Genomic DNA, 12,292 nt, shown 5'->3' on the forward strand with positions numbered 1-12,292 from the left:
GGAGACCTCATGGCCGGGCGTCACCGGCGGCGTGCACGGAAATTCGCCGTGAAACAGATGCCGATCCGTGCCGCAGACGCCGCAGGCTTCGATGCGCACCAGTAGCTCATCCGCACCGATGTCAGGCATGTCGACGTCGCGCAGCGTGATGCCGCCCACTGCTTCCAGCCGCACCGCTTTCATGGTTTTGACCATGCCGGTTCAGTTGAAGCTTGGCGGTTGCGACAGGTCGGGCTGTGGCGTTGCCGGCTTGGCCGGCGGCGCGTCGCCGAAGCTCGGCGGCTGCGACAGATCGGGGGCGGCGGGAGCCGTGCCGCCGCCGGCAGGCGCTGCGCCATCCGCCGGCGGCGTGCCGAGCGGCGACAGGCCGGGCATCTCCGGCACCTGGTAGTCGATCGTGCCCGGATCGACGGTCGTTCCCTTGTAGTGCATCACCATTTGCGGGAAGGCGATGGTCAACCCGATCATGATCACCTGGATGCAGACAAAGGGCACCGCGCCCCAATAGATCTGTCCGGTGGTCACCGGCGCGATTTGTTTGCCGGTGAGACGATCGAGATAGGGCACGCGCGCAGCCACCGAACGCAGGTAGAACAGCGCGAAGCCGAAGGGCGGGTGCATGAAGCTGGTCTGCATGTTGACGCCCAGGAGCACGCCGAACCAGATCAGGTCGATGCCGAGCTTGTCGGCGGCGGGCGCCAGCAGCGGTACGATGATGAACGCCAATTCGAAGAAGTCGAGGAAGAAAGCGAGGAAGAAGACGAGCATGTTGACGCCGATCAGGAAGCCGACCTCGCCGCCCGGCAGCGACGTCAAAAGGTGCTCGACCCAGATGTGGCCGTTGACGCCGTAGAAGGTCAGTGAGAACACCCGTGCGCCGATCAGGATGAAAAGCACGAAGGACGATAGCCTTGTCGTCGAGGCCAGTGCCTGCTTGACGACGTCAAGCGACAAGCGCCCCTTTGCCGCCGCCATGAACAAGGCGCCGACCGAGCCCATGGCGCCGCCTTCGGTCGGGGTGGCGATGCCGAGGAAGATGGTGCCCAGCACCAGGAAGATTAGCGCCAGCGGCGGGATCAGCACGATGATCACCTGCTGCGCGAGCCTGGACATCATGTTGAAGTTCAGGCGTTTGTCGGCAATGGCGACGATGTAGATGAACAGGACTCCGGCAGTCGCGCCGAGAATGTCGGCATTGTCGCCATGCGCCGGCGCCAGATAACGATACGCCGCGTAGGAAACCGCTGATGTGACCAGCAAAGCCACCAGCAGCGACATCACGCCATGGCCGAGTGTACGGGCTTCGAGCGGCAGCGCCGGCATCGAGTTCGGCCGGATGATCGACATGATCAGGATGTAGGACATATAGAGGACGGTGAGCACGAGGCCGGGGATCAGCGCGCCGGCATACATGTCGCCGACCGAACGGCCGAGCTGGTCGGCAAGCACGATCAGCACCAGCGACGGCGGGATGATCTGGGCAAGCGTGCCGGAGGCGGCAATGACACCGGATGCGAGCCGGCGGTCATAGCCATAGCGCAGCATGATCGGCAGCGAGATCAGGCCCATGGCGATGACGGAAGCCGCCACCACGCCGGTGGTCGCCGCCAAGAGCGCGCCGACGAAGATCACCGCATAGGCAAGGCCACCGCGGATTGGCCCGAACAGCTGGCCGATCGTGTCGAGCAGGTCTTCGGCCATACCCGATCGCTCGAGCACGATGCCCATGAAGGTGAAGAACGGAATGGCCAGCAGCGTGTCGTTCGACATCACCCGGCTGCCGTAGAAATTATCCGGCAATGCGTGCAGGAGCGGCCAGGCGAGGTTGATCGATCCTCCGGAATAAGGCGACAGCAGCACGCCGATGAAGAAGAACATCAAGCCGTTGGCGGCCAAGGAAAAAGCGACGGGGTAGCCGATCAGCAGGAAGATGATCAGCGAGGCGAACATGATCGGCGCCATGTTCTGCGCGATGAACTCCATCACGAGCGCACCTCGTCGGCCAGCGCCTTGGCTTCGAGTTCGGCCTGCTCATGCACGGAAATGAACGGATTGGGATCGTCCATGTCGCCGCGCATGATGGCGATCTTCTTGATGATCTCGGAGATGCCCTGCAGCGCGAGCAGGAAAAAACCGACGAGCAGGATGGCCTTGGCCGGCCAGATGATCAGACCGCCGGAATTGTTGGACATCTCGCCGCTGCGAAACGACAGCGACACATAGGGCACGAAATAGATTACCATCAGCGTCACGAACGGCATCAGGAAGAAGAGATGCCCGAGCAGGTCGATCCAGTGCTGCACGCGGCGTGAAAACAGGCCGTAGACGACGTCGATGCGGATATGTTCGTTCTGCTTCAGCGTATAGGCGGCGGCCAGCATGAAGGCGGCGCCGAACAGATACCATTGCAGTTCGAGCCAGGCGTTCGAGGATATGTCGAACACCTTGCGGATAATGGCGTTGGCGGCGCTCACCAGGATCGCCAGCAGGATCAGCCACGATATCCACTTGCCGATGAATTCGTTGGCGCGATCAATTGTCCTGGATAGAGCAAGAAGCCCTGCCATGCATTCCTCCCTTGTACCGGAGGCGTGCCGGCTTCCCCCTTTTTGTCCGTCACGCCGCGTGGTCCAACGGTATGCCGCGCGTGGACTGACGGGTCAACAAGGATAGAGGGAGCAAATGTCATCGAATGGCAGACAGTGCCCAATACCGGCGATCTGCCCTGGCGTCATGCAACCAAAGTCTGACGTTTCAGGCGATTTTGCCGGTGTCGCGGCCGGCGCCGATCAGGATCAGCGTCGTGACCAGGAACAGATACATCCACGCATCGCGCCATTCGACCGGGAAATAGCCGGCCCACAGCGATTCGGCCATGCCGAAGGCGGCCGCGCCGAGTGCCGCGCGCGACGGCGAGAGATAGCCGCCGACCGCCGTCACGAACAGGATTTTCAGGCCGTAGACGAGGCCCGAGCCGAAGCCGACATTGCCGTAATAGAGCCCGGCCATCACACCGGCCAGCGCGGCGTAGAAGCCGCCGAACAGGACCGCGTGCCGGAACACCGCGCGCACGTCGACGCCGCACATAGCGGCTGCCCTGGGGTCGTCGGAGACGGCGCGCCAGCGCCGTCCGAAGCTCGATCGGGCAAATGCCCAGCTGGCCAGCGCGATTGCCGCCACCACCACGGCGCAGTCGATGAGCTGGATGAGCGTCAGCGTTGCCCTGAAGGTGGCGCCCTGCGCGAAAACGATAGGCTGCGCCAGCATCGGCGGCAGCCACAGATCGTGCGTCTCGGCGGCGATGCGGCTCGCTTCGGACAGCAGCAGCAGGATGCCGAGCGTCGTCACCACGATTGCATTGGGTGTGCGGTTGGCCAAAGGTTCGAAGACACTGCGCGACAGCACGTGGCTGATCAGCGCGGCATAGAGGAACGCAGCGACGACGCCGAGCGCCACCGCCGCCAGCAGCGTCAGCCACAGCATCTGATAGCCGAAGGCGGCGGTCAGGATCATCGTCTGGCCGCAAAAGGCGAACAATGCGCCATAGGCGAGATTGGTGCGGTGCAGGATGCCGTTGGTCAGCACATAGCCAAAGGCGAGCAGCGCATAAAGCGCGCCCGAATGCAGCCCGTTCAGCACCTGCTGGAAGAAATAGAGCATGCAAAACCTCGAAGCATGCCGCCCAAAAGTGCGAAGCGGTCCTGGCCAACGACAGGCTCAAAAGGCTGCGAAGATCACCGCAGCCCAGAGTGAGGGTGCATCGCTGAATCTAACTTGTCAAATACGATTTATCGGTTAGATTTTTGGTATGACGGTATCCTGGACCCCGCACCGCTTCACCGGCGGCCTGCTTGCGCTCGACACGGCGAACACCGTCGTGCTGCGCGGCGATCCGGAGCGGACGTTCGATCGCTTCGACGATCCGGCCGAGATTGCCCGCTTCGCCCATGCGGCGAGCCGCTTTCGCGCTGCCGAACTTGGCGACAGGCCGTTGGCGGTATCCTCGCCGGCGGCGATCGCGCCCGTCGTGCTGTCGATCCGCGAGGCGACTGACCGGCTGTTTCGTGATGCGGCGTCGAAGGGCGCGGTTGCCACCACTGATCTGCCCGGATTCCTGAGAGCCTGCGCCGATGGCCTTGCTGGCAGCCGGACCGACATCGGTGCGCCGGGGAGACCGTTCGGTGATCCCCTGACGCCGATCGCCTTCGAGGCGGCACTGGCGGTTTCGGCGTTGTCGCTTCTGCGTGACGACACCGTCGCGAGGCTGAGGATCTGTCCCAATTGCACCTGGCTGTTCGTCGACAGAAGCCGCAATTCCAGCCGCCTTTGGTGCGACATGGCGGTGTGTGGCAACAGGCAGAAGGCAAGCCGTCACTATCGTCGCCGTCGCATGGCGGAAAATGAGGTCAGGAATGCGTAGCGGCCTTTCCCGTTCGATCCTTGTCGGCGTGGCACTCAGCGCAGCCGTTGCGCTCGGCGCCTGCCGCGATACCGGCAATGACGAAGGCAAGCTGTTCGAGATTTCCGGTAAGATATTCGTCTTCAACTACCGCCTCGCAAGGGCGACTTATGTCGTGACCCTGCGGCCGCTGAAGCCGATGGGAGAGGGCCAGGTCGCGGTCGCCAGCTTCCAGGATCCCGCCGGCGGCGCGCCTCTGGTGGTCGAGCAGAAGGTCTGGCCGAAGCTCGACAAGGTGACGCTGGAGAGTCCGGCACTGACCTGCGTCGTCAAGAACAAGCCCTATGCGATTGCCATCAGCATCAAGGGCGCCGACGGCGCGGTCCTGCAGAAGATCGACACCACGCTGATGTCGACGGAAGACCAGTCGATCCTGCCCGACCGGCCGCTGGTCATCGACCAGCTCTACACCGCCAATCCCGATCTCGTCGGCCATCCCGACGGCAAGCTGCCGGGCGAACCGAAGCCGGATTGCTCGAAGGGCGGCTGACGCGTCGTGGCCATCCGGGCCGCAGCTGAAATTTTCGTGCGCCGGGCAATATCCGCGGACCGGTTTCATACCCGATTCAGGATGGCCGCGGACTGTTCGTTGCGCGTTGCCTGGCATCTGCGATTTTGTTTGACCTGCCTTGCAAGGGGAGAAAGGATGCGTCATCCGACCCCGACGTTGGCTGCCTGCCCCGCGTGGCCTCCGCAGAGGAATTGCCTGATGACGCTGCACGACGTCGCGCTCGACGACAAGTTCGATCTCGCAAAGGAGCGCATCTTCCTGTCTGGCGCGCAGGCGGTCATTCGCATGCTGCTGATGCAGCGCGAGCGTGATCGCCGCGCCGGCCTGAACACGGCCGGCTTCGTCTCCGGCTATCGCGGTTCGCCGCTCGGCGGCCTCGACATGCAGCTTTGGAAGGCGAAGAAACAGCTCGCCCAGGCTGACATCGTCTTCCAGCCGGGTCTCAACGAGGAGCTTGCCGCCACCGCTTGCTGGGGAACGCAGCAGACGGAACTGCTGGGCGAGGGCACTCATGACGGCGTCTTTTCGGTCTGGTACGGCAAGGGACCGGGTGTCGATCGCTCAGGCGACGTGTTCCGCCACGCCAACCTCGCCGGATCGTCGAAGCATGGCGGCGTGCTTGCGCTGATGGGCGATGACCATATGGCCGAATCCTCGACCAATGCGCACGCCACCGAATTCCTGTTCGTCGACACGATGGTGCCGATCCTCAATCCCGCCGGTGTCCAGGAGATCATCGATTACGGGCTCTACGGCTTTGCCATGTCGCGCTTTGCCGGTACCTGGGCGGCGATCAAATGCGTCAAGGACAACATCGAATCGACGGCCTCGGTCGATGCCTCGCTCGAGCGGCTGAACATCGTCGTGCCGGATTTCGACATGCCATCAGGCGGTCTCAACATTCGCCACGAGATCGATATGCTCGGTCAGGAGGAGCGGCTGCATGAGCACAAGCGCGCCGCGGCTTCCGCCTTCATCCTTGCCAACGGGCTGAACCGCATCGTCTATTCGGGCGGCCGCAACCCGAAGATCGGCATCATCACGCTGGGCAAGAGCTATCTCGATGTCCGTCAGGCGCTGGAGGACATCGGCATCGACGAGGCGGCCGCCAACCGCATCGGCGTGCGGCTGTTCAAGGTCGGCTGCCCCTGGCCGCTCGACCTGCATCACATCGCCGATTTCGCCCGCGGCCTCGACACCATTGTCGTCGTCGAGGAGAAGCGCTCGCTGATCGAAGTGCAGCTGCGCGAAAGCCTTTATGGCACTGCCACCCAACCGGTCATTATCGGCAAGAAGGACGAGCGCGGCGACTGGCTGTTTCCGGCCAAGGGCGCGCTCGATCCCAACGAGATCGCCATTGCGCTTGGCGAGAGGATCGTCAGGACCATCGGCCCGTCCGAAGAGATTTCGGCGCGGGTGGCGAAGCTGCGCCAGTTCCAGGCAATGCTCACCGAGGCCACCGACATCGGCTCGCGCACACCGTTCTTCTGTTCCGGTTGCCCGCATAATTCGTCCACCAAGGTGCCGGACGGCTCTATCGCCGCGGCCGGCATCGGCTGCCACTTCATGGCGCTGTGGATGGACCGCAACACCGTCGGTTTCACGGCCATGGGCGGCGAGGGCGCGCAATGGGTCGGCCAGGCGCCGTTCTCCAAGCGCGAGCACATCTTCCAGAATCTCGGCGACGGCACCTACAACCATTCCGGTACGCTGGCGATCCGCTTCGCGCTGTCGAGCGATGCCAACATCACCTACAAGATACTCTACAATGACGCCGTCGCCATGACCGGCGGCCAGCCGCACGAAGGCGGCCTGACCGTCGACATGATCGCCAGGCAGGTGCGCGCCGAAGGCGTCGACCGCATCGCCATCGTCACAGATGAGCCCGGCAAATATGCCGGCAAGGCCGAATTCCCGGCCGGCGCCACCATCCATCACCGCGACGACCTCGATCTCGTCCAGCGCGAGCTGCGCGATGTCAAAGGCGTCTCCGTGCTGCTCTACGACCAGACCTGCGCCGCCGAAAAGCGCCGCCGCCGCAAGCGCGGCACCTTCCCCGATCCCGACAAGCGGGTCTTCATCAACGAGCTGGTCTGCGAGGGCTGCGGCGATTGCGGCGTGCAGTCGAACTGCGTCTCGATCCAGCCGGTCGAGACCGAATTCGGCCGCAAGCGCAAGATCGACCAGTCGAGCTGCAACAAGGATTTCTCCTGCGTCAACGGCTTCTGCCCGTCCTTCGTCACTGTGCACGGCGCCAAGATCCGCAAGGCCGAGGGCCTGGCCGGCAAGGCCGATCCGCTGGAAGGCGTGCCTGTGCCGGCGCAATTCCCGCTTGGCGAGCAGGGCTGGGCGGCGATCATCGACGGCGTCGGCGGCACGGGCGTCGTCACCGTAGGTGCGGTGCTTGGCATGGCGGCGCATCTCGAGGACAAGGGCTGCGGCATGATCGACATGGCCGGCCTCGCCCAGAAGGGTGGCTCGGTGTTCACGCATGTCCGCATCGCCCGCACCCCCGACGACATCCATGCCATCCGCGTTTCGGCCGGCAAGGCCGATCTGGTGCTTGGCTGCGATCTCGTCGTGTCGGGCGCCAAGAAGGTGCTGACCGCGGTGCGCGAGGGCCACACCATCTTCGTCGCCAACACCGCCGAGATCATGCCTGGCGAATTTGCCCGCTCGGCGGATTTTTCGTTGCCGATAGAGCGGCTGAAAAAGGCGATCCGTGCGGCCGCGGGCGACGACAAGGCGCATTTCTTCGACGCCACCCGCACCGCCACGGCACTTTTCGGCAACTCGCTCGGCGCCAACATGTTCATGCTCGGCTTTGCCTTCCAGCATGGCGGGCTGCCGCTATCCGCCGAGGCGGTCGAGAAGGCGATCGAGCTCAATGGCGAAGCCGTGGCGATGAACGTCGCCGCGTTCCGCTGGGGACGTCGCGCTGCCCATCAGCCGGAATTCGTGCGCGGCCTCGTTGCCCAGCCGGGTCCAGCCGTCGCTGGAAAGGCCGGCCCGGGCACGGATGTCGCCGAGACACTGGACGATATCATCGCCCGCCGCGTCGCCTTCCTGACAGCCTATCAGAACGCCGCCTATGGCAGGCGTTATGCCGAAAAACTGGCCGTTTTGCGCGCCGCCGAAGCGAAGGCCATACCCGGGTCGACCACGGTGTCGCAGGCCGCCGCCAGGAACCTGTTCAAGCTGATGGCGATCAAGGACGAATACGAGGTGGCGCGTCTTTACACGGACGGCTCTTTCGCCGCCGAACTGGGCAAGCAGTTCCAGAGCTACGAAAGGCTCGAATTCCACCTCGCGCCGCCGATCATGGGCCGTCGCGGCAATGACGGAAGCCCTAGGAAATCCAGCTTCGGCCCGTGGATGATGAAGGGTTTTCGCCTGCTGTCGGCGATGAAGGGCCTGCGCGGCACCGCCTTCGACCTGTTCGGCTACACCGCCGAACGGCGCATGGAGCGGCGGCTGCTGGCGCAGTATGAGGCGGATCTGGAGCTCATCGCCGGATCGCTGGCCCCGGCCAGGGTCGATGCGGCCGTTGCGCTGGCCTCGGTGCCGGCCCTCATTCGCGGCTATGGTCACGTCCGTCGAGCCAGCGCCGACAAGGCTTCGAGCGAACGCCAAAGGCTGCTCGAACGCCTGTCGAGTACGCCGGCGCGGCCGAAACTTCAGGCCGCGGAATGATCGATACGCCTTGTTTACCTGAACGACAGTTTCCTTGCTTTCCGTTGCGTCACCCGGCTTGACGGCAGGAGCGGCGGGGCCTCTCTAAATCTTTCTTAAGGCGGATGTGGCACTGCTTGGCTCCCCAGGGTTGGGATTCAGGCGTTGAATCTGATAAAGAAGAACGAGATTCCGGTCGACGTCTACATTCCGTTCGTGGAAACCTTGTTTCGCGACGGGTTGACGCTTTCGATAGGATTCTTTGCCCAAACCCTGCTGGTCGTGCTGGTTTACTGGAAAACCATGGATCCGGCCTATCTCGCCGTCACCCTCGGACTGCTGGCTGTCGCCTTCCTTCGTCTTCGCAACATCAGGAAATATCGTCACGCTCCTTCGCCTCAAAATTGGGAAGAGGCGCGTCGCCGCGAGAACGACTACATACTGTACGGCTCGATGCATGGCTTCATGCTTGGTGCCTTCTGCTTTGTCGGCATCTATCTTGCCTATGACCCGTTCGCGGAAATAGCTGCCGTCTGCGTGACGCTTGCCTCCGCCACGTCTATTGCTGGCCGCAACTATGGTTCGCCCAGGATGGTCGTGATCTTCATTATGACCATGACTTGGCCGATCTCGCTGGGCTTCATCCTGCGGGGCGATCCCTATCACTTCATTCTCGGCCTGCTTTCGGCGCCATTTCTTTTTGCCATCAAGCGCTTCGCCGATCTGGTCCGCGAGGTGCTTTTCGCCGCCCTGTCCGAGGAAAAAAAGGCCAATCGCATCGCCCAGCGCTTCAACCGAGCGCTCAACACCATGTCGCACGGCCTTGTCATGCTCGGCCCGGACGGCCGCGTCGCGGTGGCCAATGCCGAGGCCGCGCATCTGATGTCGCTCAAGTCGCCCGACGCGCTGCTCGGCCGGTCGATCCATGGTCTGTTGATGCGCGGTGTCGCCGGCGGCATGCTGGCGCCCAAGGATTGCCGCTACATCGAGGCCCAGCTGACGCGTGCCCTGCGCGAGGGCCGCGACCGCAAGGTGCTGGTTTCCCTCGCCAACGGCCAGCATTACGAGTTCTCGGCGCGCGAAGGCAGCCAGGAACTGGGCGTCATCACCTTCGAGGACGTCACCGCCCGTGTCGAGGCGGAAGACAAGATCCGCTTCATGGCACGTTACGACAACCTCACCGGCCTGCCCAACCGCGCCTATTTCCATGAACTGGTGGGCGAGGCCATGGTATCAGGCGATCGCGATCGTCTCTGCGGCCTTGCGGTGCTCGACCTCGACGATTTCAAGAGCGTCAACGACACGCTTGGCCATCCGATCGGCGATGGCTTGATCTATGCCGTTGCCGAGCGGCTTGCCGCCATTGCCAGGCAAGATATCACGGTCAGCCGTTTCGGCGGCGACGAGTTCATGATCTTCTTCGACCGCGTCGAGGATGAGAGCCATCTGACCAGCCAGCTCGACGAGATTTTCGCCGGCCTGCAAGGAGAAGTCGACGTCGCCGGTCACGGGCTGCGCATTCAGGCCAGCGGCGGCGCGGTGCTGTCACGGGTCAAGGATACCGATGTCGACGCCATGATCGTCAAGGCGGACCTGGCGCTCTACAAGGCCAAGGAGCTCGGCAAGAACAGCTGGCGGCTGTTCGAAGCCTCGATGGATGCCGCCTTCCGCAACCGTCAGCTGATGAAGGCGGACCTGCGTACAGCCGTGGAAAGCAAGGGCTTGAGGGTGGTCTATCAGCCGATCGTGGCGATGAGCACCATGCGTATCGCCAGCTGCGAGGCGTTGTGCCGGTGGGATCATCCCGATCTCGGGCCGATCTCGCCCAGCATCTTCATTCCTTTGGCTGAGGAAATGGGCATCATTTCCGAGATCAGCACCTTCGTGCTGCAGGCAGCCTGCGCCGAATGCGCCAAATGGCCGGACCAGACCAGCGTCTCGGTCAATCTCTCGGCCAAGGATTTCCGCAACCGCGACGTCATCCAGAAGGTTCGCGATGCGTTGGCCGGCTCCGGCCTCGCCGCCTCCCGGCTCGAGATCGAGGTCACCGAAACGGCGCTGCTCGACGACAAGTCGCTGACGCGCCAGTATATCGAGGAGCTGAAGCAGATCGGCGTACGCATCGCGCTCGACGATTTCGGCACCGGCTATTCGAGCCTGAGCTATCTGCACAAACTGCCGCTCGACAAGATCAAGATCGACCGCTCGTTCCTGATGGACGTCACCCAGAACCCCCGTTCGCTCGAGCTGCTCAAGGGTATCGTCAACCTATCGCGGCCGCTGGGGCTTTCGGTCACCGTCGAGGGTGTAGAGACCTTCGAGCAGCTCAAGATACTGGCGCTGCAGGTCAAGCCCGACCTTGTCCAGGGGTTCCTGTTCGGTTCGGCGCTCAGCGCTTCCGGCATCGAGACCATGTCGAACACGGTATGGCCCTTCGCCAAGGACATCAATTCAGCCAAGAGAGCCGCACGCCGCTGACCGGTGCCGGGAAGAGTGTCGCCTTTTCATAAAAATTTACGGATCGTTAACGTTAATGATCGGTAAACGACGTGTGCTCCATTTTCATCTTTTACATCTCAGGGTCCCGTCGTAGGTTGAACTGCGGCGGAAACTTACGAGGGTTTGAGTATGGATGTGCAGTTGGAAGCGCTTGGCCATGTGGCGGGCGGGGGTGAAGAAAATTCGCCCGACAGCATGTCGAGTTTCGCCCGCAATGTTTCAGCGATGCTTGAGCGGACGGAATATCGCCGCTGCGACAAGGGGGAGGATCTCGAAGACATCTATAGGTTACGCTACAAATCCTATCGCTTGAATGATATGGTGTCGGAAAACCCGGAACATATTGTGCACGACGAGCTCGACGAAGCTGAAAATTGTTCCAAGTTCGGCGTCTATATTGACGGCATCCTGGTCTCCACGGTGCGCATTCATCATGCCTGCCGGGCCACGCCACAATCGCCGTCTACAACTGTCTACGGCGACATCCTGCGCCCGATGCTGGCTGCGGGTGCGCACTTTGCCGATCCGAGCCGCTTTGCTGCCGACCCAGACTGGTCGAAGGTCTATCCGCAGATCCCCTACCTGACGCTGCGCCTTGCCGGAATGGCCTGCTTCTACTTCGACGCACCTTACTGTCTCTCGACTATCCGGCCCGAACATGCGGGTTTCTACCGTCGTATCTACAGTTCTGAGCAGATCGGCGAGCTGCGCGACTATCCGGGCCTGAACTACAAGGTCGTGCTTTATCGCGCCAATGTCGCTGCCATTCGCGAGCGGTCGTTCTCGCGCTTTCCATTTTTCCGATCCACATCTCTGGAGCAGCGTATGCTGTTCGAGACACCTGGTGCTGGAGAATTGGCGCCGCTGACCATCCTGCCGACTGCCAAATATTTTCGCGAAGCCGCCTGAGATTAGGCGTTTCGCAGAACCACTGGAGCTTTCGGGCCGGATACGCGTTCTGATGGCTCGGCGCCTTGTCGTCCTCGCCATTGGTCGCCGAATCCACGGATATGCCAAAGGAACCCGTCATGACCATTTCCACACTTGCGCTCACCCCGCTTATCTCGCTGATCGCCGGCGTGCTGATCCTGGTCATGCCAAGGCTGTTGAACTACATCGTCGCGCTCTATCTGATCGTCGTCGGGTTGCTC

At 62.6% G+C, this 12,292-nt stretch carries 10 protein-coding genes; 6 read left to right on the forward strand and 4 right to left on the reverse strand.

The window, feature by feature from the left end; all coding sequences use genetic code 11:
- From EN749_RS19460 to EN749_RS19475, 4 genes are all read right to left on the reverse strand, one after another.
- The coding region (locus EN749_RS19460; RefSeq protein WP_189367604.1) for an alcohol dehydrogenase catalytic domain-containing protein at positions 1-183 on the reverse strand (183 nt) is incomplete at its 3' end.
- A gap of 18 nt (positions 184-201) precedes the next feature.
- Positions 202-1,986 (reverse strand): TRAP transporter large permease subunit, encoded by a 1,785-nt coding sequence (locus EN749_RS19465; protein ID WP_189367602.1) that lies wholly within the window; start codon positions 1,984-1,986, stop codon positions 202-204.
- Positions 1,983-2,567, reverse strand: coding sequence for a TRAP transporter small permease subunit (locus tag EN749_RS19470; RefSeq protein WP_127266510.1), 585 nt, complete (start codon positions 2,565-2,567; stop codon positions 1,983-1,985). Before EN749_RS19470 ends, EN749_RS19465 begins: the two co-directional genes overlap by 4 nt.
- Before the next feature lie 187 nt (positions 2,568-2,754).
- The gene (locus EN749_RS19475) at positions 2,755-3,660 is read right to left on the reverse strand and encodes a branched-chain amino acid ABC transporter permease (protein ID WP_128363743.1); all 906 of its coding nucleotides are present in this window, start codon (positions 3,658-3,660) and stop codon (positions 2,755-2,757) included.
- Positions 3,661-3,808: 148 nt separating this feature from the next.
- Here EN749_RS19475 and EN749_RS19480 point away from each other — a divergent pair, with 148 nt between their 5' ends.
- From EN749_RS19480 to EN749_RS19505, 6 genes are all read left to right on the forward strand, one after another.
- Positions 3,809-4,420: a CGNR zinc finger domain-containing protein gene (locus EN749_RS19480; RefSeq protein WP_128363744.1), complete on the forward strand. Its 612-nt coding sequence runs from the start codon at positions 3,809-3,811 to the stop codon at positions 4,418-4,420.
- Positions 4,413-4,949, forward strand: coding sequence for a hypothetical protein (locus EN749_RS19485; RefSeq protein WP_128363745.1), 537 nt, complete (start codon positions 4,413-4,415; stop codon positions 4,947-4,949). The genes EN749_RS19480 and EN749_RS19485 overlap by 8 nt, the downstream gene beginning before the upstream one ends.
- Positions 4,950-5,168: 219 nt before the next feature.
- A complete protein-coding gene (locus EN749_RS19490) occupies positions 5,169-8,663 on the forward strand; it encodes an indolepyruvate ferredoxin oxidoreductase family protein (RefSeq protein ID WP_128288565.1) in 3,495 nt (1,164 codons plus the stop codon).
- 144 nt (positions 8,664-8,807) lie between these two features.
- Positions 8,808-11,120: an EAL domain-containing protein gene (locus EN749_RS19495; protein ID WP_127321216.1), complete on the forward strand. Its 2,313-nt coding sequence runs from the start codon at positions 8,808-8,810 to the stop codon at positions 11,118-11,120.
- Positions 11,121-11,270: 150 nt separating this feature from the next.
- Positions 11,271-12,050, forward strand: coding sequence for a hypothetical protein (locus tag EN749_RS19500; RefSeq protein WP_128307221.1), 780 nt, complete (start codon positions 11,271-11,273; stop codon positions 12,048-12,050).
- A gap of 119 nt (positions 12,051-12,169) precedes the next feature.
- Positions 12,170-12,292: DUF3096 domain-containing protein (locus EN749_RS19505; RefSeq protein ID WP_145990950.1), on the forward strand; the 123-nt coding region annotated here is incomplete at its 3' end.

The organism is Mesorhizobium sp. M7A.F.Ca.ET.027.02.1.1, from assembly GCF_004022985.1.
In the GTDB taxonomy this organism is placed as follows: Bacteria; Pseudomonadota; Alphaproteobacteria; order Rhizobiales; family Rhizobiaceae; genus Mesorhizobium.

Coding starts and splice junctions, on each gene's coding strand:
- EN749_RS19470 (WP_127266510.1), bottom strand. CDS start 2,567: ATGGCAGGGCTTCTTGCTCTATCCAGGACAATTGATCGCGCCAACGAA.
- EN749_RS19475 (WP_128363743.1), bottom strand. CDS start 3,660: ATGCTCTATTTCTTCCAGCAGGTGCTGAACGGGCTGCATTCGGGCGCG.
- EN749_RS19480 (WP_128363744.1), top strand. CDS start 3,809: ATGACGGTATCCTGGACCCCGCACCGCTTCACCGGCGGCCTGCTTGCG.
- EN749_RS19485 (WP_128363745.1), top strand. CDS start 4,413: ATGCGTAGCGGCCTTTCCCGTTCGATCCTTGTCGGCGTGGCACTCAGC.
- EN749_RS19490 (WP_128288565.1), top strand. CDS start 5,169: ATGACGCTGCACGACGTCGCGCTCGACGACAAGTTCGATCTCGCAAAG.
- EN749_RS19500 (WP_128307221.1), top strand. CDS start 11,271: ATGGATGTGCAGTTGGAAGCGCTTGGCCATGTGGCGGGCGGGGGTGAA.